The 25,424-nt window shown below is 66.5% G+C and carries 21 protein-coding genes and 3 tRNA genes; 19 read left to right on the top strand and 5 right to left on the bottom strand.

Going from position 1 to position 25,424, the window contains the following annotated elements; genetic code table 11:
- Positions 1-65: 65 nt before the first annotated feature.
- From JOF55_RS04715 to JOF55_RS04695, 5 genes are all read left to right on the top strand, one after another.
- Entirely contained in the window at positions 66-311 is a 246-nt protein-coding gene (locus tag JOF55_RS04715) for a DUF397 domain-containing protein (RefSeq protein ID WP_310270133.1), read from the top strand.
- A gap of 228 nt (positions 312-539) precedes the next feature.
- Entirely contained in the window at positions 540-2,141 is a 1,602-nt protein-coding gene (gene serA / locus JOF55_RS04710; RefSeq protein ID WP_310270131.1) for a phosphoglycerate dehydrogenase, read from the top strand.
- 193 nt (positions 2,142-2,334) lie between these two features.
- Complete coding sequence (locus tag JOF55_RS04705) at positions 2,335-3,378, top strand: 3-isopropylmalate dehydrogenase (RefSeq protein ID WP_310270128.1); 1,044 nt, start codon at positions 2,335-2,337, stop codon at positions 3,376-3,378.
- A 328-nt stretch (positions 3,379-3,706) separates the two neighbouring features.
- Positions 3,707-5,374, top strand: a complete 1,668-nt coding sequence (gene cimA, locus JOF55_RS04700; protein WP_374727224.1) for a citramalate synthase — start codon at positions 3,707-3,709, stop codon at positions 5,372-5,374.
- A 66-nt stretch (positions 5,375-5,440) separates the two neighbouring features.
- On the top strand, positions 5,441-6,226 hold the full coding sequence (locus JOF55_RS04695; RefSeq protein ID WP_310270123.1) for a fumarylacetoacetate hydrolase family protein: 786 nt from the start codon (positions 5,441-5,443) through the stop codon (positions 6,224-6,226).
- Between the two features lie 90 nt (positions 6,227-6,316).
- Here JOF55_RS04695 and JOF55_RS04690 read toward each other — a convergent pair whose 3' ends face one another.
- Positions 6,317-7,549, bottom strand: coding sequence for an FAD-dependent oxidoreductase (locus JOF55_RS04690; protein ID WP_310270119.1), 1,233 nt, complete (start codon positions 7,547-7,549; stop codon positions 6,317-6,319).
- A 106-nt stretch (positions 7,550-7,655) separates the two neighbouring features.
- Between JOF55_RS04690 and gltX the strand changes: the two genes are divergently transcribed.
- From gltX to JOF55_RS04665, 5 genes are all read left to right on the top strand, one after another.
- The gene (gltX, locus tag JOF55_RS04685; RefSeq protein WP_310270115.1) at positions 7,656-9,155 is read left to right on the top strand and encodes a glutamate--tRNA ligase; all 1,500 of its coding nucleotides are present in this window, start codon (positions 7,656-7,658) and stop codon (positions 9,153-9,155) included.
- 216 nt (positions 9,156-9,371) lie between these two features.
- Entirely contained in the window at positions 9,372-10,178 is an 807-nt protein-coding gene (locus tag JOF55_RS04680; RefSeq protein ID WP_310270110.1) for an HAD family hydrolase, read from the top strand.
- A 197-nt stretch (positions 10,179-10,375) separates the two neighbouring features.
- Positions 10,376-10,447 (top strand) — tRNA-Gln (locus JOF55_RS04675).
- A gap of 41 nt (positions 10,448-10,488) precedes the next feature.
- Positions 10,489-10,561, top strand: a tRNA-Glu gene (locus JOF55_RS04670).
- 201 nt (positions 10,562-10,762) lie between these two features.
- Positions 10,763-10,838 (top strand) — tRNA-Glu (locus JOF55_RS04665).
- Positions 10,839-10,851: 13 nt separating this feature from the next.
- Here JOF55_RS04665 and JOF55_RS04660 read toward each other — a convergent pair.
- A complete protein-coding gene (locus JOF55_RS04660) occupies positions 10,852-11,553 on the bottom strand; it encodes an IclR family transcriptional regulator (RefSeq protein WP_310270107.1) in 702 nt (233 codons plus the stop codon).
- Between the two features lie 102 nt (positions 11,554-11,655).
- Between JOF55_RS04660 and leuC the strand changes: the two genes are divergently transcribed.
- From leuC to JOF55_RS04645, 3 genes are all read left to right on the top strand, one after another.
- On the top strand, positions 11,656-13,056 hold the full coding sequence (gene leuC / locus JOF55_RS04655; protein ID WP_310270104.1) for a 3-isopropylmalate dehydratase large subunit: 1,401 nt from the start codon (positions 11,656-11,658) through the stop codon (positions 13,054-13,056).
- A gap of 52 nt (positions 13,057-13,108) precedes the next feature.
- Positions 13,109-13,711: a 3-isopropylmalate dehydratase small subunit gene (gene leuD, locus JOF55_RS04650; RefSeq protein WP_310270099.1), complete on the top strand. Its 603-nt coding sequence runs from the start codon at positions 13,109-13,111 to the stop codon at positions 13,709-13,711.
- A 230-nt stretch (positions 13,712-13,941) separates the two neighbouring features.
- On the top strand, positions 13,942-14,832 hold the full coding sequence (locus JOF55_RS04645) for an HU family DNA-binding protein (RefSeq protein ID WP_310270096.1): 891 nt from the start codon (positions 13,942-13,944) through the stop codon (positions 14,830-14,832).
- Positions 14,833-14,952: 120 nt separating this feature from the next.
- Here the strand turns inward: JOF55_RS04645 and JOF55_RS04640 are convergent, their stop codons facing one another.
- From JOF55_RS04640 to cofC, 3 genes are all read right to left on the bottom strand, one after another.
- Positions 14,953-15,873 (bottom strand): NUDIX hydrolase, encoded by a 921-nt coding sequence (locus JOF55_RS04640; RefSeq protein ID WP_374727392.1) that lies wholly within the window; start codon positions 15,871-15,873, stop codon positions 14,953-14,955.
- Between the two features lie 152 nt (positions 15,874-16,025).
- Positions 16,026-18,212, bottom strand: a complete 2,187-nt coding sequence (locus JOF55_RS04635; protein WP_310270089.1) for an RNA degradosome polyphosphate kinase — start codon at positions 18,210-18,212, stop codon at positions 16,026-16,028.
- Positions 18,213-18,300: 88 nt separating this feature from the next.
- Positions 18,301-18,963, bottom strand: a complete 663-nt coding sequence (gene cofC, locus JOF55_RS04630; protein ID WP_310270086.1) for a 2-phospho-L-lactate guanylyltransferase — start codon at positions 18,961-18,963, stop codon at positions 18,301-18,303.
- A gap of 116 nt (positions 18,964-19,079) precedes the next feature.
- On the opposite strand from cofC, the gene JOF55_RS04625 reads away from it, so the two are divergent.
- The 6 genes from JOF55_RS04625 to JOF55_RS04600 all read left to right on the top strand — a co-directional run bounded on the left by JOF55_RS04625 (position 19,080) and on the right by JOF55_RS04600 (position 25,424).
- Positions 19,080-19,859: a lysophospholipid acyltransferase family protein gene (locus JOF55_RS04625; protein WP_310270084.1), complete on the top strand. Its 780-nt coding sequence runs from the start codon at positions 19,080-19,082 to the stop codon at positions 19,857-19,859.
- Entirely contained in the window at positions 19,852-20,883 is a 1,032-nt protein-coding gene (locus JOF55_RS04620; RefSeq protein ID WP_310270081.1) for an NAD(P)H-dependent glycerol-3-phosphate dehydrogenase, read from the top strand. Before JOF55_RS04625 ends, JOF55_RS04620 begins: the two co-directional genes overlap by 8 nt.
- Before the next feature lie 33 nt (positions 20,884-20,916).
- Positions 20,917-22,041 (top strand): cystathionine gamma-lyase, encoded by a 1,125-nt coding sequence (locus JOF55_RS04615; RefSeq protein ID WP_310270078.1) that lies wholly within the window; start codon positions 20,917-20,919, stop codon positions 22,039-22,041.
- A 307-nt stretch (positions 22,042-22,348) separates the two neighbouring features.
- Positions 22,349-22,837: a cysteine dioxygenase gene (locus tag JOF55_RS04610; RefSeq protein ID WP_310270076.1), complete on the top strand. Its 489-nt coding sequence runs from the start codon at positions 22,349-22,351 to the stop codon at positions 22,835-22,837.
- Positions 22,838-24,253: a MocR-like pyridoxine biosynthesis transcription factor PdxR gene (gene pdxR, locus JOF55_RS04605; RefSeq protein WP_310270074.1), complete on the top strand. Its 1,416-nt coding sequence runs from the start codon at positions 22,838-22,840 to the stop codon at positions 24,251-24,253. It begins immediately after the preceding gene.
- Positions 24,254-24,332: 79 nt separating this feature from the next.
- The gene (locus tag JOF55_RS04600) at positions 24,333-25,424 is read left to right on the top strand and encodes a D-alanine--D-alanine ligase family protein (RefSeq protein WP_310270071.1); all 1,092 of its coding nucleotides are present in this window, start codon (positions 24,333-24,335) and stop codon (positions 25,422-25,424) included.

The following is a 25,424-nucleotide window of genomic DNA, read 5'->3' as shown; positions in this document are numbered from 1 at the left end:
CGGGAACCGGCTGCTTCGTGGCCGGTCGTGACACGGCTACTGCGGGTGACGATAGACTGGATCCCGTGAGCGAGAACGAGGAAGCAATCGACGACAAGGCCCACATCCGGGACAAGCTCGACTTCACCAACGCGGAGTGGATCACCAGCACCGAGGACGAGGACGAACCCGGCGTCGAGATCGCGTTCGTGGACGGATACATCGGGATGCGCAACGGTGCCGATCCGGACGGCCCGGTGCTCGTCTTCACTCCCGAGGAGTGGGATGCCTTCGTCGAAGGGGCCAAGGACGGCGAGTTCGACGAGCCGTGATCCTTCGGGGCACGAAATTCGGCATGGGGATCCCGACGGGTCTCTCGGCGGTGAATACCGCAACATTCCTGGTCGGGGCCGTTCGGTGCGGATCGGCGATACTGCCGGAAAAGTGATCCGGCCAACACTGATGGGAACGTCCCCCTCCGCCGGCGTTAAACTGCTTCACCGTCTTGGCACAATGCCGTGCCCTGCTTCGACCGTGATCTCTCTTTCTGGAGCGCGCCCGTGACCAACGCAAGCCGTCCTGTCGTCCTGATCGCCGAGAAGCTGGCTCCTTCGGTGCTCGAAGCATTCGGGGACGAGGTCGAGATCCGTCATGTCGACGGAACCGACCGGCCAGCACTCCTCGAGGCCGTCGCCGACGCCGACGCGCTGCTGGTCCGCTCGGCAACCAAGGTCGACGCCGAGGTGCTCGCCGCCACGAGCAAACTGAAGGTTGTCGCCCGCGCCGGAGTCGGGCTGGACAACGTCGAGGTCCCCGCGGCCACCGAACGCGGGGTCATGGTGGTCAATGCACCGACCTCCAACATCGTCTCCGCCGCCGAGCATGCAATGGCCCTTCTGCTGGCCGTCGCGCGCAACATCGCCCCCGCCGACGCGAGCCTGCGGGCAGGGGAGTGGAAGCGGAGTGCCTACGGCGGTGTCGAGCTCAATGGCAAAACCGTCGGTGTGATCGGACTCGGCAAGATCGGCCAGCTCGTGGCGCAGCGTGTCGAGGCCTTCGGGACCAAACTCATCGCCTACGATCCCTACGCCTCGGCGGCTCGTGCAGCCCAGCTCGGCATCGAGCTGGTGAGCCTTGACGAGCTGCTGGAGCGTGCCGATGCGATCTCGATCCATCTGCCGAAGACGGCCGAGACTCTCGGCTTGATCGGTGCCGAACAGCTCAAGAAGTGCAAGCCGGGCGCCATGATCGTCAATGCCGCGCGCGGTGGCCTCATCGACGAGGACGCGCTGGCCGACGCACTGCGCAACGGTCACATCGGGGGTGCGGGCATCGACGTCTACCGCACCGAGCCGACCACCTCCAGCCCGCTGTTCGAACTGGAAAACGTCGTGGCCACTCCGCACCTGGGTGCCTCCACGGTGGAGGCTCAGGACCGGGCCGGTACCGACGTCGCCCACTCGACCCTGCAGGCACTGCGCGGTGAGTTCGTGCCGGACGCGGTGAACGTGCAGGGTGGTGCCGTCGGCGAGGAGGTACGTCCCTACCTGCCGCTGACCCAGAAGCTGGGCTCGCTGCTGGCGGCGGTGCTTGGTTCCACTCCGACCTCGGTCACCGTCGAGGCTCGCGGGGAGCTGGCCGACGAGGACGTGTCGGTGCTGCCGCTGGCCGCGCTGCGCGGGGTGTTCTCCGGAGCGGTGGAGAGCCAGGTCACCTTTGTGAACGCGCCGCAGCTCGCGGAGGAACTCGGCGTAGATGTCGACGTCGAGGTGAAAACCGCCCCGGAGAGCCCGAGCCACCGCAGTGTCGTTTCGGTGCGTGCTGTGCTGGCCGACGGGACTGCCGGCGTGGTTTCGGGTGCCCTGGACGGGCCGAACCAGGTGGAGAAGCTGGTCGAGGTCAACGGCAGGCACTTCGACCTGCGGGCTCAGGGAAGTGTGCTGCTGCTGGAGTACCCGGATCGCCCGGGTGTGATGGGCAAGGTCGGCACGCTGCTCGGCGAGGTCGGTGTCAACATCGAGGCGGCGCAGATCAGCCAGACCACCGACGGATCCGATGCGATCATGCTGCTGCGCGTGGACCGGCCGGTCGAGAGCGGCGTGCTGGAGCCGATCGGTGCCGCCGTGGGGGCAAACACGGTGCGGACCGTCAGTTTCGAGTGAGCTGCGGCAGCGGCTGTGGGTGAACGGAACTTTCGTCCCTCCCGTGCGAGTGAAAGTTCCGTTCACCTCGCTTCCGAGTGGAAACCCCGCCCGGTGAGTGGATCCGGTGTGCAGGTGTGGAACAGGTTGGCGGTAACCTTCTGCGCAATGGTTCAGACCCCGCAGGTCGGGGTGATACTCGGGAGGTGTGTGCATGCGGCTCGCTGTGATCCCAGGTGACGGGATCGGGCCGGAAGTGGTGTCCGAGGCGCTGAAGGTCCTCGGTGAGGTGGTCCCCGACACCGAGATCACCCGCTACGATCTGGGTGCGGCTCGCTGGCACAACACCGGGGAGCTCCTGCCCGAATCGGTGCTGGACGAACTTCGGCAGCAGGATGGAATCCTGCTCGGTGCTGTGGGTGATCCGTCCGTACCCAGCGGTATCCTCGAACGCGGATTGCTGCTGCGGCTGCGCTTCGAACTCGACCACCACGTGAACCTGCGCCCGGCACGGCTGTACCCGGGGGTGCAGAGCCCGGTGGCCGATCCCGGTGAGATCGACATGCTGGTGGTTCGCGAGGGCACCGAGGGGCCGTATGCGGGCAACGGTGGTCTGCTGCGCAAGGACACGGCCCACGAGATCGCCACCGAGGTGAGCCTGAACACCGCGTTCGGGGTGGATCGTGTGGTGCGGGATGCGTTCGCCAGGGCCTCCGCTCGGCCCCGCAAGCACCTGACGCTGGTGCACAAGACCAACGTGCTCACTCATGCCGGTTCGCTGTGGTCCCGAGTGGTCGAGGAAGTCTCGCTCGAACATCCCGACGTCACCGTCGATTACCAGCACGTCGATGCCACGACCATTCACATGGTCACCGATCCGACCCGGTTCGACGTCGTGGTGACCGACAACCTCTTCGGCGACATCATCACCGACCTGGCGGGAGCCGTCACCGGAGGCATCGGCCGAGCTGCCAGCGGAAACATCGACGCCACTCGGCGGAATCCCAGTATGTTCGAGCCGGTACACGGCAGTGCCCCCGATATTGCGGGCCAAGGCGTGGCCGACCCGACGGCAGCGGTGCTCTCGGTCGCCTTGCTGCTCGACCATGTCGGGCACACCGAGGCGGCCCGCCGGGTGGAGGCCTCGGTGGCCTTTGACCTGGCGACCCGCGATCATTCCGCACCCGGTGCGACTTTCGCGATCGGGGATCGCCTGGCGGCGCTGGTCTCGTCCCGCGAGGTTGCCCAGCAGGTGTGAGCAGCATAGCGGGCAGTGCGGGGCGCCTCCTCGGTCGCGATCCGATCGGTGGTGCCCCGCAGTTCTTCCCGGTGAATCCTTGATGACTCACATCGTGGGAATTTTGACCCGATTCGTGGTAGTTGCTCGGATTGTGGCAGGATACGAGCATGGCCGAGTACACGAGGATCATTATTGGCCGGCGCGCCGGGTGACTCCGCACCCCGGCGCGCAGACCTCTCGCATTCGCGGGAGGTCTTTTTTGTGTTTTCAACAACCCCACAGGATCGACCGACCCGGCCGCTGCGGGTGAGACGCCGAACCACCGAATATCGTCAGGGAGAATCCAGTGATGCGCACCAGCCCGGCAGGAACCCCACTGGGAGACGCTTTCCACGTTTACGACACGACACTGCGCGACGGAGCGCAGCGTGAGGGCATCTCCTACTCCGTTCCGGACAAGCTCGCGGTGGCGCGGCTGCTGGACTCCCTCGGTGTCGGATTCATCGAGGGTGGTTGGCCGGGTGCTCTGCCGAAGGACACCGAGTTCTTTCAGCGCGCCGCCGCCGGTGACCTCGAACTCCGGCATTCGACGCTGGTGGCGTTCGGTTCGACCCGCCGTGCCGGGGTGCAGGCGCAGGAGGATCCGCAGGTACGCGCGCTGCTCGACTCGCAGGCTCCGGTGGTGACACTGGTCGCCAAGTCCGACCGCCGCCACATCGAACGAGCCTTGCGTACCGATGTGGCCGAGAACTGCGCGATGGTCGCCGACACGGTTGCCTATCTCGTCGGCCAGGGGCGGCGCGTTTTCCTGGATGCCGAGCACTTCTTCGATGGGTATGCGTACGATCCGGACGCATCCCTGCGGGTGCTGGAAGCGGCGATGCAGGCGGGTGCCGATGTCGCGTGCCTGTGCGATACCAACGGTGGCCAGCTTCCGACCCAACTCGCCGAGACGGTGACCGAAGTGATCGCCCGCACGGGGTTCCGGGTCGGCATCCACTGCCAGGACGACACCGGCTGTGCCGTTGCCAATACGGTCGCCGCGACCCAGGCCGGGGCCACGCACGTGCAGTGCACGGCCAATGGTTACGGCGAGCGCGCGGGTAACGCCGATCTGTTCACGGTGATCGGCAACCTGGCGACCAAGCTGGATATGCCCGTGCTGCCCGACGGTAACCTCAGCGAACTCACCCGCACCTCGCACGCGCTCGCCGACATCGCGAATCTCGCCCCCGACACGCACCAGGCCTACGTCGGTACGTCGACCTTCGCGCACAAGGCGGGTCTGCACGCCAGTGCGATCAAGGTGGACCCCGAGCTCTACAACCACATCGATCCGGCCGTGGTGGGCAACGATATGCGGGTGCTGGTCACCGAGATGGCCGGACGGGCCAGCCTGGAGCTCAAGGGGGCCGAGCTGGGACTCGACCTTTCGGAGTCTCCTGCCGCGGTCACCGGCGCGGTGCGACGCGTCAAGGAGCTCGAAGCACACGGCTGGTCGTTCGAGGCGGCCGATGCCTCCCTGGAGTTGCTGCTCCGGCGCCAGGTGGCCGAATCCGGTGAGCACAATTCGGGTGGAGATACGGAGCGCGGCATGCCCGCGGCACCGTTCGAGCTGGAGTCCTACCGTGTCTCACTCGACCATCGGCCGGACGGAGAGGTGGTGTCCGAAGCGACGGTCAAGGTGCGTGTGGACGGTGAGCGAGTGATCGCCACAGCCGAGGGCAACGGGCCGGTCAACGCGCTGGACGCGGCACTGCGTGAGGCCCTGGTACCTCGTTTGCCCTGGCTGAACGAGGTCGAGCTCGTCGACTACAAGGTGCGCATCCTCACCGATGCCTCCGGTACGGACGCCGTGACGCGCGTGCTCGTCGAGTCTCGGGACGAGGAGCACGAGTGGACCACCGTCGGTGTGCACGGCAGCATCGTCGAAGCGAGCTGGCTGGCGCTGTGCGATGCCCTGGCGTTCAAGGCGCTGCGGCGGGACGAGGTTGTCAGCGGCGCCTCCGCCTAGCGTGCGGCGGCATCGGAGGCGGTGCGTACGCTGGTCTCGTTCATTGTCGAAGAGGGAGGTTACGTCTTGCGTCTGGCACGTGTCGCCCACTCGGAAGGTGTGTCGTTCGTCGCGCTGGAACCCGATCCGGCCGCACCCGGGGAGAAGGTTCTCGCGGTCGAGATCGACCAGCATCCCTTCGGGCAACCGACGTTCACCGGGCGCAAGTGGCCGATGGCCGACGTCCGGTTGCTCGCCCCGATCCTGCCGACCAAGGTGCTGTGCGTCGGCAAGAACTATGCCGAGCACGCCAGGGAGATGGGCGGGGAACCGCCGGAAAATCCGCTCCTGTTCATGAAGCCCTCCACCGCGGTGGTCGGGCCGAACGTGCCGATCAAGTCGCCCGTGAGTTCCGAACGGGTGGATTTCGAGGGTGAGCTGGCGGTGGTGATCGGTCAGCCGTGCAAGGACGTTCCCGAGGCCCGGGGAACCGAGGTGCTGCTGGGCTACACCATCGCCAACGATGTCACCGCCCGTGATCAGCAGTGGGCCGATGGGCAGTGGACCCGCGCCAAGGGCTATGACACCTTCTGCCCGCTGGGCCCGTGGATCGACACCGAGGTGGATCCGGGAGACCTGGGCCTGCGCACCGAACTCGACGGCGAGCTCAAGCAGGAGTCCCGGACCTCGCTGTTGATACACGATGTCGCGGCCCTCGTCTCCTACGTCTCACGGGTGATGACCCTGCTGCCCGGCGATGTGCTGCTCACCGGAACACCGTCCGGGGTCGGCCCGATGGAGCCCGGACAGAAGGTGTCGGTGTCCATCGACGGCCTGGGAACCCTGACCAACCCGGTGCAACAGCGCGAGTGATCGCTCTGCGGTTTCACGCGGATCCATAAAAATGCAGTTTCGCGCGAAACTGCATTTTTCACCTCGGTCGGGTGCACCTCGTGCGGCACCTCATCGCAGCGCGGCAGCGGGCGGGCGTTCGCGCAGCGCCCCGTAGGCGATGAAGTATGCCGGGATCTTGCGCAGCCAGGGCACGCTCGGGGCCACTCGCAACGGCAGGGGGATCCGCCCTCGGCGGGTGAAGTCGATCCGGCCCTCCAGCGCGGGCTGGACGACATTGGTGTGGATGGCGCGCTGCAGCCGCTGGATGCCGACGGTGGTCGGCCACCGACGTCGCTGAATGGCGGCCACATGCCCGCGCCGCAGTGTGCCCCGGCGCAGCGGATCCACGAGATGCCTTGCGGCTGCGACGGCGTCCTGGACCGCCAGGTTGATGCCGATGCCGGCGACGGGGGACATCGCATGCGCCGCGTCGCCGATGCACAGCAGGCCGGGTACGTGCCACGTACGTAGCCGATCCAGTGTGACGTCGAGTAGCTTGATGTCGTCCCAGCTGTCGACGAGCCTGTCCCGGCCCGCCAGCCAGGGCAGGAATTCGGCCAGCGAGCGGTTGAAGTCCTCGATCGGGTGCTCGCGGGCCGCGGCGTCGGTGCCTTTGGTGATGATCGAGGCGGCCTGGAAGTAATCACCGCGGTCGATCAGCACGGTGAACATGCCTTGACCGATCTTGCCGATGCCTCCTTCCGGATCGCCCGGCTCGCGGGGTACCCGGAACCACTGGACGTCCATCGGGGTGGAGAAATCCCGGAGTTCCAGTTCCGGCAGGCTGCGGGCGAAGGAACGCCTCCCGTCGCAGGCGACGGTGATCGTGGCGCGTATCTCTCCGTCCTCGCCGTCGGCGGTGCGGTAGCGGACACCGTTGACGCGGCCGCCCTCCCGGATGAGGGAGGTCGCTTCGGTGTTCATCCGCAGGGTGAAGGAGGGCTCCTGCTTGCCCTCGTCGGCGAGCAGGTCGAGCAGGTCCCACTGCGGAACCATCGCGATGTAGTTGTACTTGGTCGACAGCGAGGAGATATCGCCGAGTTTGAGCAGGTCGTTGCCGGGGCCGGTGGGTACTCGGATCTGATCCACCCGCCGTTGGGGCAGCTGCGCGAAGCGCTCGGCCAGCCCGAGGTCCTCCAGGAGTTGCAGCGTCGTGGGGTGCACGGTGTCGCCCCGGAAATCACGGAGGAAGTCGCCGTGTTTCTCCAGGACCGTGACGTGGACTCCGGCGCGTGCGAGCAGCAACCCGAGAACCATGCCTGCCGGGCCGCCTCCGACGATGCAGCAGGTGGTTCGCTCCATTGCGATCCCTCCTCACAAGTATTCAACAATCGTTGAATACTGCCAGCATGCGCTCTCCGGGTGCGCCGGTCAATGCCCGAAGTGCACTGGATAAGCTGAACGCGTCATGAGTACGCCACAGGTCACCCCCACACGTCAGTCAGCCAGTCCCGTCCGGGCCCGGTTCTGTCCCTCGCCGACCGGTTCCCCACACGTCGGGCTGATCCGTACCGCCCTGTTCAACTGGGCCTTTGCGCGTCATGTCGGAGGCACTCTGGTGTTCCGCATCGAGGACACCGATGTCAGCCGGGACAGTGAGGAGTCCTACCAGGCACTGCTGGACGCGCTGCGCTGGTTGGGGCTGGACTGGGACGAGGGACCGGACATCGGTGGTGAGTACGGTCCCTATCGGCAGAGCCTGCGCCATGAGATTTACCGCGATATCGCGCGCCGCCTGCTGGATGCGGGCGAGCTGTACGAGTCGTTTTCCACCTCCGACGAGGTCGAGGCGCGTCACCGTGCCGCAGGACGAGATCCCAAGCTCGGCTACGACAACGCCGATCGCGATCTCACCGAGGAGCAGAAGGCGGAGCTGCGCGCCGCGGGGCGCAATGCGGTGCTGCGGCTGAAGATGCCCGAACGGGACATCACCTTCACCGACCTGGTGCGCGGCGAAGTCACCTTCCCGGCGGGTACGGTCCCGGATCCGGTCCTCGTGCGGGGCAACGGTGATGCCCTCTACACACTGAGCAATCCGGTGGATGACGCGCTGATGCGCATCACGCACGTGTTGCGCGGCGAGGACCTGCTGGCTTCCACGCCGCGGCAGATCGCGCTCTACGAGGCGCTGCAACGGATCGGTGTCACCGATTTCACCCCCGAGTTCGGGCACCTGCCGTTCGTGATGGGAGAGGGCAACAAGAAACTCTCCAAGCGCGATCCGCAGTCCGATGTTTTCCATCACAAGAACCGGGGTTTCGTGCCCGAGGGACTTCTGAACTACCTGGGACTGCTGGGCTGGTCCATCGCCGAGGACCGTGACATGTTCACCCTCGACGAGATGGTGGAGCACTTCGAGATCGGCCGGGTCAGTGCCAATCCGGCGCGCTTCGACCAGAAGAAGGCCGATGCGATCAACTCGGCGCATCTGCGTGCGCTGGCCCCGGACGATTTCGTCGACCGTGTCGTGCCGTACCTGGTGCAGGGCGGGGTGCTCCCGCAGCAGCCCACCGATGAGCAGCTCGCCACCGTTCGTGCCGCGGCGCCACTGGTGCAGGAGCGGCTGATCGTGCTCTCCGATGCGGTGGGCATGATGGGATTCCTGTTCGCGGGGGAGGATTTCGCCCCGGAGCAGGCCGCGGCGGACAAGGCCCTGGGGGAGGACGCCCGCCCGGTCCTGCAGGCCGCGATCGCCGCACTCGAAGCGTTGCCGGAGTGGACCACGGACGCCATCGAGTCCTCGCTCAGGGAGGCGATCGTGGAGGGCTTGGAAATCAAGCCACGCAAGGCCTTCGCACCGGTGCGGGTGGCCATCACCGGCCGCACCGTTTCTCCGCCGTTGTTCGAGTCGATGGAGATTCTCGGGCGGGATACCTCGCTCCGGCGGTTGCGTGCTGCCCTGGGTTGATGACCGGACGCTCGCAAAGAGCGGGTGTTTTTCGTGCGCCGCACCGATGCGGGCTGCGTTTCAGCGGACGAGCGTTCCGCTGATTGAGCCGGGAAGTGATTCTACTCTCATGATCATGTCGGTGAGTCGCTGTCCGATCACTGGATCGTGCCAGTGGGTCGAATATCATCACGTTGGACGAGTCGAGCACGCCAAGTGGGCGCCTAGCCTCACGGAGTGACATCCGCGCTTGAGGTTTCGACACCGGACGAACTCGGACAGATCAGGGCCGTATGCCTGGACATCGACGATACGTTGCTCGACAACGAGAGATCGTCGCGAATGGGGCTGGCGGCGCTGACCGGGAACGATGCGGCCTGGCCGGTGTGGCGCCGCACGACGGAGGAGCACTACGCGCGGGTCGTCGCAGGGGAGACCGACTTCGACACGATGTGCCGGGAACGCATCCGTGCCTTCTTCGCCGCATTCGGGGAGCAGCTCAGCGAGGCCGAGGTCATCGCTCGTGAGCATGTGCGGATGTCGGCCATGCAGCGGGCCTGGAAACTGTTCGACGACGCTGTGCCATGCCTGGAGTGGTTGCGTGCGAGCGGATTGCGGGTCGCGGTCATCAGCAATGCTCCGGGGGGCTATCAGCGTAAGAAGATCGCCGCGGTCGGCCTGGCGGGGGCCTTCGACGAACTCGTGCTTTCCGGCGAACTCGGGGTGGCCAAACCGGACAGCCGCATTTTCGCGGCCGCCTGCTCGGCATTGGACCTGCGCCCCGAGGAGGTTGCCCACGTCGGCGATCGGTTCGATCAGGACGCGCTCGGGGCCGTTCACGCGGGCATGCACGGTGTTTGGCTGAACCGCCGTGGAAATGCACGGTCGCAGGCAGCGGATCCGGTTCCGGAGGATGTGTCGGTCATCACCGGCCTTGATGAATTACCGGAGCGGCTGGTGTGCGACTTGCCGTCGGCAGCCGTCCGTCCCGTGTACCGGGAGAAGTCGTGTCCGGGAGTCGATCCGTCCCGGTGCTCCGGATGAATGACCGGTTCCGGTGGCGCTGCCGGCGGTCCTTGCCGTCGTCCGAGCATGCTTACCTGCGAAATCATCCTTGTGCGGGGGGTGCTTTCAAGCGGCTTCACGGGATGGTCTAGTATTTTTCCCAACAGCGAAGAACAGAGCGGCGATCCGGACTCCGATCCGAGAAGCCGGGAACCCGGTCTGGGATTCGCACACAATGGGGTATGGTGTAATGGGCAGCACGACTGATTCTGGTTCAGTTAGTCTAGGTTCGAGTCCTGGTACCCCAGCGAGACGAGACGGTGAGGCATCACCGTGTTCGTTTCCACTGGCTCCCGTCGTCTAGTGGCCTAGGACGCCGGCCTCTCACGCCGGTAACGTGGGTTCGAATCCCATCGGGAGTACGCAAAGCGCGGCCGGTGCGTGCAACACGCACCGGCCGTTTTGCTGCGCCATGATGCTGTGATGGTCGAGATGTCGTGGTGGTCGACTATTCCGCAGGCTCACGGCACGTACCGCGACGCCACGGCCGTGAGCGGGGTCGGGGTTCACCACCCCGCTCACATTCGTGGACGTGGCGTTCGGTACGCTATGTGCCGTTGCGCGCTCCCGTCGTCTAGTGGCCTAGGACGCCGGCCTCTCACGCCGGTAACGTGGGTTCGAATCCCATCGGGAGTACCACACTGCGACCGACTCAGAGCCGGTTCTGCAGGCCCTCGGCTGCTGCGAGCAGGTCCGTGGCCCAGCGGCCCCCCGGACGCCGTCCTATGCGGTCGATCGGCCCGGACACCGAAATGGCCGCCACCACGTTGCCGCTCGCGTCACGTACCGGTGCGGACACACTCGCCACCCCGGATTCTCGTTCGGCTACGCTTTGCGCCCAACCGCGACGACGCACCTCCATCAACGTGCGCTCCCCGTACACCGCCTCGGCGAGAATGGCGCGCTGGGTGGTGGCATCGGACCACGCAGCAAGAACCTTGGCGCCGGATCCGGCCACCATCGGTAGTGAGGTGTTGACCGGCACGGTGTCCCGAAGCCCGCTCGGCGGTTCGGCGGTCGCCACGCACCGGCGTTGCATACCGTCGCGCCGATACAATTGCACGCTCTCCCCGGTGGCATCCCGAAGTTTGGGCAGTATCGCCGAGGCTGCTTCCAGCAGCGGGTCGACGGCCTTGCCCGCGAGTTCGGCCAGAGCAGCCCCGGAGCGCCACCGGCCGTCCGAACCGCGGTGCAACATCCGGTGCACTTCCAAGCCGACAGCCAGCCGATGTGCCGTCGCACGGGGAAGGCCGGTCCGGTCGCACAGTTCGGCGAGGCCGCACGGATCCTCGGCGACCGCATGCAGCACGGCCACTGCCTTGTCCAAAACTCCGATACCGCTATGCTGTCCCACGTAGCGATACTAACTTCTCGTTATTTGAGAAGTCTACTGCTCGGGATACTGATTGGGATGTGATCCGTCGCGCGGGTCACCACTGCCTCGACGGGAGGAGCGATGGGTAACACGCTCGCGGAAAAGGTCTGGGACGCGCACCTCGTGCGCCGGGGAACGGGTGATGAGCCCGACCTGCTCTACATCGACCTCCATCTTGTGCACGAAGTCACCAGCCCGCAGGCGTTCGAGGGGCTGCGGCTGGCGGGGCGCCCGGTGCGCCGCCCCGACCTCACATTGGCGACCGAGGACCACAACGTGCCGACCACCGGAGTCGATCTGCCGATCGCTGATCCGGTCTCCCGGACGCAGGTGGACACACTGCGGGCCAACTGCGAGGAGTTCGGGATTCGCCTGCACCCGATGGGAGATGCGGAACAGGGCATCGTGCACGTGGTGGGGCCGCAGCTCGGTCTGACCCAGCCCGGTGCCACGGTGGTGTGCGGCGACAGCCACACCTCGACACACGGCGCTTTCGGCGCCCTGGCCTTCGGGATCGGTACCTCGGAGGTCGAGCACGTGCTGGCGACACAGACGTTGCCGCTGACACCGTTCAAGACGATGGCCGTCAACATCGAGGGCACGCTGCGTCCGGGAGTCACGAGCAAGGATGTGATCCTGGCGGTGATCGCTCAGATCGGTACCGGTGGTGGCCAGGGATACGTGCTGGAATACCGGGGAACGGCCGTTGAGTCGATGTCGATGGAAGCACGCATGACGATGTGCAACATGTCCATCGAAGCGGGTGCACGGGCCGGGATGGTGGCACCGGACGAGACGACTTTCGCCTATCTCCAGGGGCGCTCGCACGCTCCTGCCGGCGAGCAGTGGGATGCCGCGGTGGAGTACTGGAAGAGCCTGCGCACCGATGCGGACGCCACCTTCGACGCGGAGATCACCATCGATGCCGACGCGTTGACGCCGTTCGTCACGTGGGGCACCAATCCGGGGCAGGGATTGCCATTGGGTGAGCGGATCCCCGATCCGGAGCGGATCACCGACGCCGATGAGCGTTACGCCACGGAGAAGGCGCTGGCCTACATGGACCTGCAGCCGGGGACGCCACTGCGTGAGGTGGCGGTGGACACGGTCTTTCTGGGTTCCTGCACCAACGGGCGGATCGAGGACCTGCGCACCGCTGCGGAGATTATGCGCGACCGCAAGGTCTCCGGTGATGTGCGCATGCTGGTCGTTCCCGGGTCGATGAAGGTACGCAAACAGGCGGAAGAGGAAGGCCTCAATGAGATCTTCACCGCCGCAGGTGCGGAGTGGCGGTCGGCGGGTTGCTCGATGTGCCTGGGCATGAATCCGGATCAGCTCACGCCCGGCGAGCGGTCGGCATCGACCTCCAATCGCAACTTCGAGGGCAGGCAGGGCAAGGGTGGGCGCACTCATCTGGTCTCGCCTCTGGTCGCCGCCGCGACCGCGGTGCGGGGCACCCTCTCCTCCCCGGAAGACCTCTAGACGAACGAAAGATGTACAGGCCAGACCCTCGACGATTCCAGGAGCAGTAACGATGGAGCCGTTCACCACACACACCGGCGTCGGTGTCCCGCTGCGCCGATCCAATGTGGATACCGATCAGATCATTCCTGCGGTCTACCTCAAGCGGGTTTCGCGAACGGGTTTCGAGGATGCCCTGTTCGCCGCTTGGCGGGCCGACGAGAATTTCATTCTCAACTCCGAGCCCTTCCGCCACGGCAGTGTTCTGGTGGCGGGCCCCGACTTCGGAACCGGATCCTCCCGGGAACATGCGGTATGGGCGCTGAAGGACTACGGATTCCAGGTGGTCATCTCTTCTCGATTCGCCGACATCTTCCGGGGCAATGCAGGCAAGCAGGGGCTGCTGGCCGCCCAGTGCGAGCAGTCCGATGTGGAGATGCTGTGGAAACTGCTGGAGACCGAACCCGGTACTCGGGTGACCGTGGATCTCGAGCAGCGGACGGTTCGTGCGAAGGAACTGACCGTGCCTTTCAGCATCGACGACTACACGCGCTGGCGGTTGCTGGAAGGTTTCGACGACATCGGTTTGACCCTTCGTGAAGCCGAGACGATCGATACATTCGAGCAGGCCCGGCCGAGCTTCAAACCGCGTACATTGCCTGCTTCGAAGGCGTAGGACGCATGCTCGCGGTGCGGGCGCGTTTTCTCTCCGGCAGGGTGAAATCGCGCCCGCATAGCCGACAACGGAACAGCCGCTACGGCGGAGCGAACGGGCAGCCGAGCAGACTCGATTACGCGACGTCCCAACGAAAACGGGGGCGTGGCGAATGGCATTCGTCTGTTCGGAGATTTACCGTGGCCTTGAGTCGGCCCGACGGGGCCGTTGTTGTCCTGGGAGGGACTGAAGTGAACAAGGCCCAACTCATCGAGGCCCTGGCCGAACGCCTCGGGGACAAGAAGACCGCGAGCCAAGCAGTGGAGGACATGACCGACATCATCGTTCGTCATGTCAACAAGGGCGAGAAAGTCAATATCACCGGTTTCGGTGTCTTCGAGAAGCGTGCTCGCGCCGCCCGCACAGCACGCAATCCGCGCACCGGCGAAACGGTGAAGGTGAAGAAAACCAACGTTCCCGCTTTCCGTGCAGGCACCCAGTTCAAGGAAGTCGTCGGTGGACAGCGCAAGCTTCCCCGCGTCGGTACGGCAAAGACGGGCGGTACCGCATCGCGGTCGACTGCCCGCAGCACTGCGAAAGCGACCACGGGTCGTGCTGCGACGAGCGGATCCACCTCGAAGACTGCTGCCACACGAACAGCAGGTACTCGCAGCACCGCTCGGACCGGCACCACCAAATCGCCCGAGAGCAAGGCGAGTACCTCCAAGGCAGGCACATCCACGTCCAAGGCCGGTACGTCCAAGACGGGGACGACGAGTAAGGCCGCTCCGAGCAAGTCGACGTCGGCCAAGACCGGCACGAGCAAGGAAAGCACGAGCAAGACCGGTACGAGCAAGGCTGCTGCAAGCAAGACAGGCACCGGCACGAGCAAGGCGAGTACGTCCAAGGCAGGCACATCCACGTCCAAGGCCGGTACGTCCAAGACGGGGACGACGAGTAAGGCCGCTCCGAGCAAGTCGACGTCGGCCAAGAGTGGCACGAGCAAGTCGACGACCGCCAAGACCGGCACGTCGGCCAAGAGTGGCACGAGCAAGTCGAGTACGACGAAGTCGAGTACCAGCAAGTCGAGTGCGAGCCCGTCCACGAAGAAGTCCACGACGCGCAGCACCACGAAAAAGTGAACGCCTCGCGCCCGACGGGAGCGGGTGGCGCTGTGGCCGGTCGAGGTCGGCGCCGCCCTCTTCATGGCAACGGTGCCTCCCGGCTGGGCCGAGCGGGGCGCGAAACGGCCCTGAGGAAACTCAGAAACCCGGCTCCACCAGATAGTCGGCAGCGGCCAGCTGGAGGGCAGGAGCGGTGTTGCTGCCGGAGTGCGGGCCGCGCCGGAACGTCAGTATCCAGAGACTGCCTTTCCCACTGCGGGTTTCGCCCGTTTCCAGCCCGGATTCGATGGCCAGGCGCCCGACAAGGTCCGGGATGACCTCTCCCTGGCTGCATACCAGTGCGGTCCCCGGCTTCGAGGCGATTTCCAGCAGCCGCTGTACTGCTTCATTCGGATCCGACCAGTAGTCCTCCTCCGACAGCAGCGGCTCGGCATCGACATCGACCCCGAGATCCGCGGCTACGGGCGCAACGGTTTGCTCGCATCGCAGCTTCGGTGCGGAATGTACGCGTTCGGGGCCGAACAGAGGCAGGAATGCGTGCAGCGCCTGCTGCTGGACGAGACCGGCCTTGCTGAGCGGCCGAAGAGCGTCGTCGCTGTCGAACTCCGAGCGTTTACCCGCCTTCGCATGGCGGACCAGCAGTACTGTCGCCACATCCGTGGGGAGACCGTCGAAGACGTCCAGAACACGTCCGTCGTCAACATAGCTGAGTTGCTGCCGTGCCTGCTCGGTGGTCATCCAGCACAGGTCGTCGACTTCCTCGTTCGGTAGGAACGAACCGTGACGGACCTGTGCGGAAAAATAGTCCACCAGTTTGCGCACCTGTCCTTCGCCGGGTGCGGGTACCGGGTAGGTCACCTGCCACAGATACCGGGACAGCGTGCAGGTCAGGCCGGTCTCTTCGAGGATCTCACGGGAGGCTGCGTGCGCGATGGTCTCGCCGGGGTCCAGCTTGCCCTTCGGCAGCGACCAGTCGTCGTAGCGGGGCCGATGAACCACTGCCACCTCGGGTTTTCCATCGGGTCCCGGACGCCAGACGACAGCTCCCGCAGCGTGCACGGTCCGAGTGTCGCCCACCGCGCCCGTCCGGTCCGCCTCGGGCGTGTGGGCAGCCACTCGGCCGGATTCCCCTCTTCCGGCTGTGGACTCCTCGTCCACGGAGTCCTCGTCCACGGAGTCCTCGGAGGTCGACTCTTTTCCGGTCAATATCCTCACACCTTCGCGCCGCGCTGGTGCAGCATGTCCACCTGATGGTCTCGGACCTGGTCGGCCGCACGCGGGGAGGCCTCCCAGTCGCCCTGGGCGTTGAGTACCCAGCATCGCGTGTCGGGGTGCAGTGCCGAGTCGAGCAGCGCATCGAGTTCGGCCGTGAGCCGAGGATCCGTGACCGGAACCTGCGTCTCGATCCTGCGGTCCAGATTGCGGTGCATCATGTCGGCGCTTCCGATCCAGTGCTCATCGGCACCGACGAAATGAAACACCCGCGAGTGTTCCAAGAACCGCCCCAGGATCGAACGCACCTCGATGTTCTCACTGAGACCCTCGACTCCGGCTCTCAACGCGCAGATTCCCCGCACGACGACCCGGACAGGGACTCCGGCCATCGACGCATGGTAGAGAGCATCGATGATCTGCTCGTCGACCAAGGAATTCACCTTCATCCGGATGCCGCACGGCTTTCCCGCATGTGCACGCTCGATCTCGCTCTCGACGCGTTCGACGATGCCGGTGCGGATGCCCTGTGGTGAGACCAGAATCCGCCGATGAGTGCCGTGGTGTGCGTAGCCTGTGAGTACGTTGAACAGGTCGGTCAGGTCGGCGCCGATGTCGTCGTCGGCTGTCAGCAGGCCCAGATCCTCGAAGGTGCGCGCGGTCTTGGGGTTGTAGTTACCGGTGCCCAGATGGCAGTAGCGGCGCAGCGTCGAGCCTTCCTGACGCACCACGAGCGCGATTTTGCAGTGTGTCTTCAAGCCCACCAGGCCGTAGACGACGTGTACTCCGGAGCGTTCGAGGGCGCGTGCCCACTGGATGTTGGCCTGCTCGTCGAACCGTGCCTTCAGCTCCACCAGTGCGACGACCTGCTTGCCCGCCTCTGCGGCATCGATCAGCGCGTTGACGATGGGAGAGTCGCCCGAGGTGCGGTACAGCGTCTGTTTGATGGCCAGAACGTTCGGGTCGGCGGCCGCCTGCTCGATGAAGCGCTGTACCGATGTGGAGAACGCGTGGTACGGGTGATGCAGGAGCACGTCGTCCTCGCGCAACGTGGCGAAAATGCTCTTCGAGGTGTTGCCCTCCGCGAACGCCGGGTGCGTCGCCGGAACGAACGGTGCTCCCTTCAGGTCCGGGCGCTGTAGTTTCTCCAGCTGGAACAGGCAGGACAGGTCGAGCAGCCCGCGCGCCTCGACGACGTCGTGGGGATCGACGTCGAGCTCGCGCAGCAGGAGTTCGAGCATCGTCTCGCTCATCGTGTCGGTCACTTCCAGGCGCACCGGCGGGCCGAATCGGCGGCGCGCCAGTTCCCGCTCCATGGCCTGCAGCAGGTCCTCGTCGCGGTCCTCCTCGACCTCGAGGTCGGCGTTGCGGGTGACCCGGAAGATATGGTGCTCGGTGACCTCCATACCGGGGAACAACGTGCCGAGGTGTGCGGCGATCAATTCTTCCAGCGGCAGGAAGGTGACATGGTCGGTGTCCCGCTCGGTTTCGACGCGGATCAGCCGCTGCACGTTGTCCGGCACCTTGACCCGGGCGAAGCGCCGGATTCCCGCTTCCGGGTCGGTGACCGTGACGGCCAGGTTCAACGACAGCCCGGAGATGTAGGGAAACGGGTGAGCGGGATCGACCGCCAGCGGGGTCAGCACCGGGAAGACGTGGTCCTCGAAGTAACCGGTGAGGTACTGCCGGTGAGCTTCGTCGAGATTGCTCCAGGAGACGATGCCGACTCCGGCAGCTTCGAGTTCGGGCAGTAGCTCGTCGAGGAACACCCGGCCGAGTTTCTCGGTGAGGTCCTGGTTACGCGCCGAGATCCTGGTGAGCTGTTCGTACGGGGAGAGGCCGTCGGCACTGCGCACGGACAGTCCCGTTTCCTCGCGGCGCTTCAGGCCCGCCACTCGAACCATGTAGAACTCGTCGAGGTTGGAGGCGAAGATCGCCAGCAGCTTCGCTCGTTCCAGCGGCGGTTGGGAGCGGTCTTCGGCATTGGCCAGGACCCTGGCGTTGAAATCCAGCCAGGACAGTTCACGGTTGAGATAGCGGTTCTCGGGCAAGTCGGTGCTGGCGGCGGCCCGGGTGACGGCAGGGGGTGCCGCCGGAACCCTGGCTCCCCCGGAGAGGTGTTCGGTGGCGGAGGACCGGTCGGAAGAGGGTTGCTCGGTCCGCCGGTCGTTGCTGTCCGTACTCACGGGCCCATTATCACGTACCACGTGACCGTGCGGTCACCTCGCTCGAAGGGGGAAAGCGCGTTTCGCTGTCTCGGCATGGGTGGACACATCATCGTCCTGCCGCGCCGGATGAGCAGTGCTCTGCGAGGTGAGCGCGGGTGTGCGTGCCGAGCCCCAGTTCGGTGGCCCTCCGCAGGTCCGCCCCGGTGTCCACGTCACATCGCAAGGATTCCCACGGGCCTTTCAGGCGTACGGCTCCGCTGTCGCCGTGCGTGGCCGCGGAGTCGGGGCCGAATCGGGGATCCAGCGGCCGATCCCGTTCGGCCAGCAGCAACGTGGTTCCCGTGCCCTGTCGATCCGGGCAGAACGCACGCCGGTCACCGGCGGCTTCCAGCGCTGCGCTCAAATCGTCGGGACGGAGGGCGGGAAGGTCCGCCTGCAGCGCGCCGACCCGCATCCCAGCGGAGCCCTGTCGCAGCACGCCGTCGGCATGCCGCAGAGCCGCATTGAGCCCTGCCGACGGAGAATCCGGCAACACCCCGATCCCCAAGGCCCGCAGGGCGGCGGTCAGTTCCGGATCGGATGTGACAGCGACGACCTCGCGCACCTGTGCTGCGCCGCGTGCCGCCGAAACCGTGTCCAGTGCCACTGCCGTGACGAGTGCTGCGTGCGCCTGCGAGCGTCTCGGAGTGTGCTCGAGGGCACCGAGCAGTCGCGATTTGGCAAGGTGGAGTGGCTTGATCGGGACGAGGAGATGCAATCCTGCGGTCACGACGCCATCGTGCTCCTTCCACGGGACGGGTGTGCCACGAGGTGGTGTGGTCATGCGGGGGTCCCGAGCGTCCACCGGGTAATTTGGCATCCGCTCGTGATGCGGAAGGAGTTGGCGTGGCGGAACCGAGAAGTCTCCGGCGCATGCGCAGGCAGACCAGGGAGCGAGGCAGGAAAGGTCTGGGCGGGTTCTGGCTCGGGCTTGCCGTGGTGGTGTTCTACCCGTTGCAGGCGTTGCTGGCCCGGACGAGGGTGATCGGGTTGGAGCGACTCCCGGCCGAGGGACCGGTATTGCTGGTGCTCAACCACGTCTCGCACCTGGACCCGATCTACGATGCGGTCACCGTGCACCGTGCCGGACGGTTACCCAGGTTCCTGGCCAAGAGCACGTTGTGGAACATTCCGCTGCTGCGCAGTGTGCTGCGGGGAGTGGACCAGATTCCGGTGTACCGGGGAACCGTGGATGCGCAGAAGAGCCTCCAGGAGGCGCATCGGGCACTGGAAGAGGACAAGGTGATCCTCATCTACCCGGACGGAACCATCACCAAGGACCCCAGCGGATGGCCGATGACGCCGAAAGTGGGTGTGGCTCGCCTGGCGCTGGGGCACGACGTGCCCGTCATTCCGGTCGCCCGGTGGGGAACGCGGGAAATCTACGATCACTACAACAAGAAATTCCGCCCCCTGCCGCGCAAAGAGGTCACCATCAAGTTCGGTGAACCGATCGATCTGTCGGCGTACCGGGGCCTGCAGGCCGACTCCCGGTCCCTGCGTGCGGTGAGCGACCTGGCGATGCAGCGTGTCCGGGAGTTGCTCGGGGAGATCCGCGCGGAGCAGCCACCCTCCGAGTTCCACTCGAGTGCCCCCAAGCGCGACCTGAGTGGCGACGATGCCTGAGCAGACCGCGCGCCCTGCGGATGTGGTCCGGAAAGTGGCGGTTCTGGGAGCGGGATCCTGGGGAACCACCTTCGCGAAGGTGCTCGCCGATGCAGGCAGCACCGTGACACTGTGGGCACGGCGGTCCGAGGTGGCCGCGTCGATCAACGGGACCCGACTGAATCGGGAGTATCTGCCGGGTGTGGTGCTGCCGGAGTCGTTGCGTGCCACCGACGACGCTGCCGAGGCGATGCACGATGTCGATGCCGTGGTGCTGGCCGTGCCGAGTCAGACGCTCCGGGAGAACCTGGCGGGGTGGCAACCGTTGTTGCCCTCGGAGGCGACGTTGGTCAGCCTCGCCAAGGGGGTCGAGCTGAGCACGCTGCGGCGGATGAGCGAGGTGGTCGGCGAGGTCGCCGATGTACCGATGGATCGGGTCGCGGTCGTCTCCGGCCCCAATCTGGCCCGGGAGATCGCCGAGGAGCAGCCGACTGCGACGGTCGTTGCGTGCCGCGATCATGATCGGGCGGTCGCCCTGCAGCATGCGTGCTCCACGGGCTACTTCCGCCCGTACACCAACACCGATCTCGTGGGTGTCGAACTGGCCGGTGCCTGCAAGAACGTGATCGCCTTGGCCTGCGGGGTGGCCTCCGGCCTGGGATACGGGGCGAACACGATGTCCACGCTGATCACTCGCGGGCTCGCCGAAACCACTCGGCTCGGTGGAGCGCTGGGGGCCGAACCGATGACCTTCGCCGGGCTGGCCGGGATGGGAGATCTCGTGGCCACGTGTGCCTCGCCACTGTCCCGTAATCGGACCTTCGGCGAACGACTCGGCCGTGGTGAGACCCTGAGCCAGGCTCAGGAGGCCGCGCACGGCCAGGTCGCCGAGGGCGTGAAGTCCTGTTCGTCGCTCCGCGAGCTGGCCGCGCGGTGTGGGGTCGAGATGCCGATCACGGAAGTCGTGCACCGGGTGTGTCACGAAGGGCTCGCTCCGGCCCCTGCTGCGGTGGAACTGCTCGACCGCAAGCGCAAGCCGGAATGAAGGGCCGGGAAGAGGTACGGGAAAGGAACAGGCGTGACGAACCCAGCCGGCACGGACCCATTCGGTGATGGCACGCGGTGCGTGCAGGGTGGCCATCCCGATCCGGTGGCGGGAAATCCGTTGTTGCCGGGGCCCGTGTTCGCCGCGCCGTATCACCTCGGTGGTTCCGACCGTGCCACGGACACCGATTTCTACGGCCGGGCGGGGAATCCGACGTGGCGGGCACTGGAGTCCGCGATCGGCGAACTCGACGGCGGCCACTGTGTTCTCCTGCCGTCGGGGATGGCCGCCATCAGCACCTTGCTCCGCGCGGTACTGCGGCCCGGTGATGCCCTGGTGCTGCCGAGCGACGGTTACTACGCGACGCGGCAGTTCGTGCGGGATGAGCTCGCCGAGCTGGCGCTCGATGTCCGCGAGGTGCCCACACCGGGCCCGTGGCCGGACGGTGCCTTCGACGGAGTGCGCCTGGTCCTGCTGGAGACACCGTCCAATCCGGGCATGGATGTGTGCGACATCGCCGCGCTCGCCGAACGAGCCCATGCCGCCGGAGCCCGGGTGGCAGTGGACAACACCACGGCGACCCCGATCGGGCAGCGTCCCCTGCAGCTCGGAGCCGATGCCGTCCTCGCCAGCGATACGAAGGCCCTGACCGGTCACAGTGACGTCCTGCTCGGTCATGTTTCGGTGCACGACGACGCGTTCGCGGAGCGGCTGCTCCGGGCGAGGACTCTGTCCGGGGCGATTCCGGGCCCGTTCGAGTCATGGCTGGCGCACCGCAGCATGGGGACTCTGGATCTGCGGCTGGCCCGGCAGGCCGAGAACGCGGCCGCGCTCGTCGACGCGCTGCGTGGACACCCGGCGGTGTCCGGATTGCGTTGGCCCGGCCTGCCCGAGGACCCGTCGCACGAGCGGGCACGGCGGCAGATGCGGCGCTGGGGTGGTGTGTTCCGGTTCGAACTCGCCGATGCCGGCTCGGTCGAGGAATTCGTGCGGCGCAGCCGACTGGTCGTGGGGGCCACCAGCTTCGGTGGGATGCACAGCACGGTGGATCGGCGCGCACAGTGGGGAGATCCGGTCCCGGAGGGTTTCGTGCGGTTCTCCGCCGGGTGTGAGGACAGTGCCGATCTCGTTGCCGACGTTCTGAACGCCCTCGACTGAGCCGGTGATTTTTGCAGTTTCGCGCGAAACTGCAAAAATCCGTCGCGCTGTCGTGTGAGATGTTGCGCTGTATGGACGAGTGACTTGACTCGTTCATGCCCTGCTGGTTCAGTTTTTGGCGTGTTGATGCGCGCGATGAGCAGCCGGCGGGGTCATATCGACCTGCGCCGTGTGGCCAGCGCGCTTTGTCCTTGCCGGTGACCGTCCTCCTCCCACATGGCCCTCCGCCACACGGCGTGAACCGTGGGCCGTTCACCCGCCCTCCACCGCTGTTTCCGCGGCACTCGATTTCAAGGACTGTTGAAGCGTGTTCGCTGTTCCTGCCAACACCGTTGCTCTGCCTGCCAACCGCGCGATCGCCCACCCGGTGCGGATCGCCCGCGACCTCGCTGCCGACCGGCACACCTGGGCGCATCTCGTGCGCTACGATCCGGACCAGCGCTGGTTCACCCTGCTCGAACGCACCGACGAACACGAGGCCTGGCTGATGAGTTGGCTTCCGGGCCAGCGCACCGGCCTGCACGATCACGGCGGCGCCGCCGGCGGGTTCACCATCGTCTCCGGTGCGCTCTCGGAACGGGCGATCCGGACGGACTCCGCGAACCGGCCGGTGGAGGCACTGCACTCGCTGGTGGCCGGTCACTCTCGCGTGTTCGGACCGAACTATGTGCACCAGGTGCGTAACGACGGTCCGGACCCGGCGATCAGTATCCACGTCTACCGGCCCGCCCGCGCACCCATGAACGGCTACACCATGGATCCGGTTTCCGGGCCCGTGCGTAGCGAGACCGGCTGAATGCCACATGCCGTGCCCGCGAGTTCGCCGCTGCTCGAACTCGCCATCGACCTCGACCGTGCCGACCGGCGCCCGCTTGCCGTGCAGCTGGCCGACGCGCTGCGCCGTGCCGCGACACACGGCCAGGTTCGCGGCGGGGATCGTCTTCCCTCCACTCGTGCGCTCGCCCGCCACCTCGGCGTGAGCCGCACCGTGACGGCGGACGCCTACGAACAGCTCCACGCCGAAGGCTGGATCGCGGGCCGCCACGGCTCGGGAACCTATGTCACCACGACCCCGCCCGGCGCGGCCCGGAGCGGAGAGGTGACCCGGCGCCCCCGGGAACCGGAGGAGCCCACGGTCAATCTCACTCCCGGTGCGCCGTGGGCGGAGGGGATCGACCGCGCGGCGTGGCGGCGGGCCTGGCGGGCGGCCGCCGATGCCGCACCCGCTTCGCTTCCGCAGCGCGCGGGAATGCCGGAGTATCGCGCGGCGGTGGTGGAGCATCTGCTGCGGCACCGGGGGCTGGTCGTCGAGGGCCCGTACGAGGACTCGGTGGTGGCGACGGGCGGCACGACGGCCGCTCTCACCGAACTCGCCTCGACCGTGGTCCGACCCGGTGACCGGGTCGCCGTGGAGGAGCCCGGGTACCAGCGTGCCGTGGGCGCGCTGCAGGCGTCGGGAGCTGAGGTCGTGCCCGCTCCGGTCGATCATGCCGGGATCGTGGTCGAATCCGTCCCCGATGATGTCCGGGCCGTTTACTGCTCTCCGGCCCACCAGTACCCGATCGGGGGAAGACTGCCCGCCGACCGGCGTATCGCACTGGTCGAACGGGCCCGTGCCCATGGCTGGTTGATCGTCGAAGACGATTACGACGGGGAGCTGCGCTACGACGTCGCCCCGTTACCGGTGTTGGCTTCCATGGCCCCGGATGTGGTGGTTCATCTCGGCACCACGAGCAAGATCCTCACACCCACGCTGGGTGTCGGTTGGATGCTGGCTCCCCGGAACGTCGCCTCGGCAGTACTCGAACACCGTGATCGCACCGGAACCCGTCCCGCCCCGGCGGGGCAGCGAGTTCTGGCGGAGTTCGCCCGCCACGGCGACCTCGGGCGTCACCTGCGCCGCCTTCGCCGTGAGCTGTCCCGGCGCCGTGAACTGCTCGTACAGCGACTGACCGAAGCCGGGGTCGAGATGTTCGGCGACCGGGCGGGCGCCCATGTCGTCCTGCCACTGCCGGACGCTGCTGCCGAGCAGCGCGTGATCGAGCGTGCCCGGCGCGATGGCCTCGTTCTCGACGGCCTGCGACGCCACCATCTGGGAGCGCAGCAGTGGTACGGCCTGGCCCTGGGATACGCCGCGTGTGCCCGCGAGGACCTGGAGCGGACGGTGCCGGTTCTGGTGGAGTCGGTACAAGCAGTCCGAGACGGTGGCTGAAGCAATCGCCCGTGCCAGCCCGAAGGACACTCTCCGGCGGTTGGCGCGGAGGTGTGGCACTGCGGGTATGGTCCCGCTCATGACACGGCGCAAGACCCGGGTGGCGGTCGTTTTCGGCGGACGCAGCACCGAACATGGCATTTCCTGCGTGTCCGCAGGCAGCGTGCTGGCGCATCTCGACAGGGAGCGTTTCGAAGTCGTCCCGGTCGGTATCACCCGCGAGGGTGCGTGGGTGTTGGGTACCGACGATCCGCGGGAACTGGAGATCCGCGACCGTACGGAGCCGGAGGTGGCCTCCGGTGCGGCGCTGACTCTGCCCGGTGATCCCACCCGGAGTGATCTGGTGCTGCTCGAACCGGGCCGGGCCGGCGAGGTGCTGTCCTCGGTCGACGTGGTTTTCCCCGTGCTGCACGGGGCATTCGGTGAGGACGGCACCATCCAGGGATTGCTGGAGTTGGCCGAGGTGCCCTACGCCGGTGCCGGGGTGCTGTCCAGCGCGGTGGCGATGGACAAGGAGTACGCCAAGAAACTGCTGGCCGCGGAGGGACTGGACGTGGGTTCCTACGAGGTGCTGCGCCGTGATCAACGCACGCTGGACGAGGTCCAGCGGGAGCGGCTCGGCCTTCCGGTGTTCGTCAAACCCGCCCGTGCGGGATCCTCGCTCGGAATCACCCGCGTCACCGACTACGCGGACCTGGATGCGGCCGTTGCCGAAGCCCGCCGCACCGATCCGAAGGTCATCATCGAGTCGGCGGTCACCGGCCGCGAGGTCGAGTGCGGGGTGCTGGAGTTCCCCGACGGCCGCATCGAGGCGTCGCTGCCCGCGGAACTGCGGGTCACCGGTGAGGCCGAGTGGTACGACTACGAGTCCAAGTACCTCGATGATGTGACCGAGTTCGACATTCCCGCCAAGATCGGCGACGACGCGATCGAGCGGCTGCGTGCGGCCGCTGTCACGGCGTTCCGCGCGTTGGACTGCCAGGGGCTGGCCCGGGTGGATTTCTTCGTCACCGACGAAGGACAGCCGATCGTCAACGAGGTGAACACGATGCCGGGATTCACCGCGATCTCGCTGTACCCGCGGATGTGGGCACAGACGGGAGTGGATTACGCCTCGGTGCTCGGCATCCTGATCGACACGGCCCTGGCGCGGGGGACCGGCCTGCGCTGA

It is taken from the genome of Haloactinomyces albus, assembly GCF_031458135.1.
Classification (GTDB): Bacteria; Actinomycetota; Actinomycetes; order Mycobacteriales; family Pseudonocardiaceae; genus Haloactinomyces; species Haloactinomyces albus.
The sequence above is the reverse complement of the archived record's forward strand: the minus strand, read 5'-3'. Positions and strand labels throughout refer to the sequence as shown.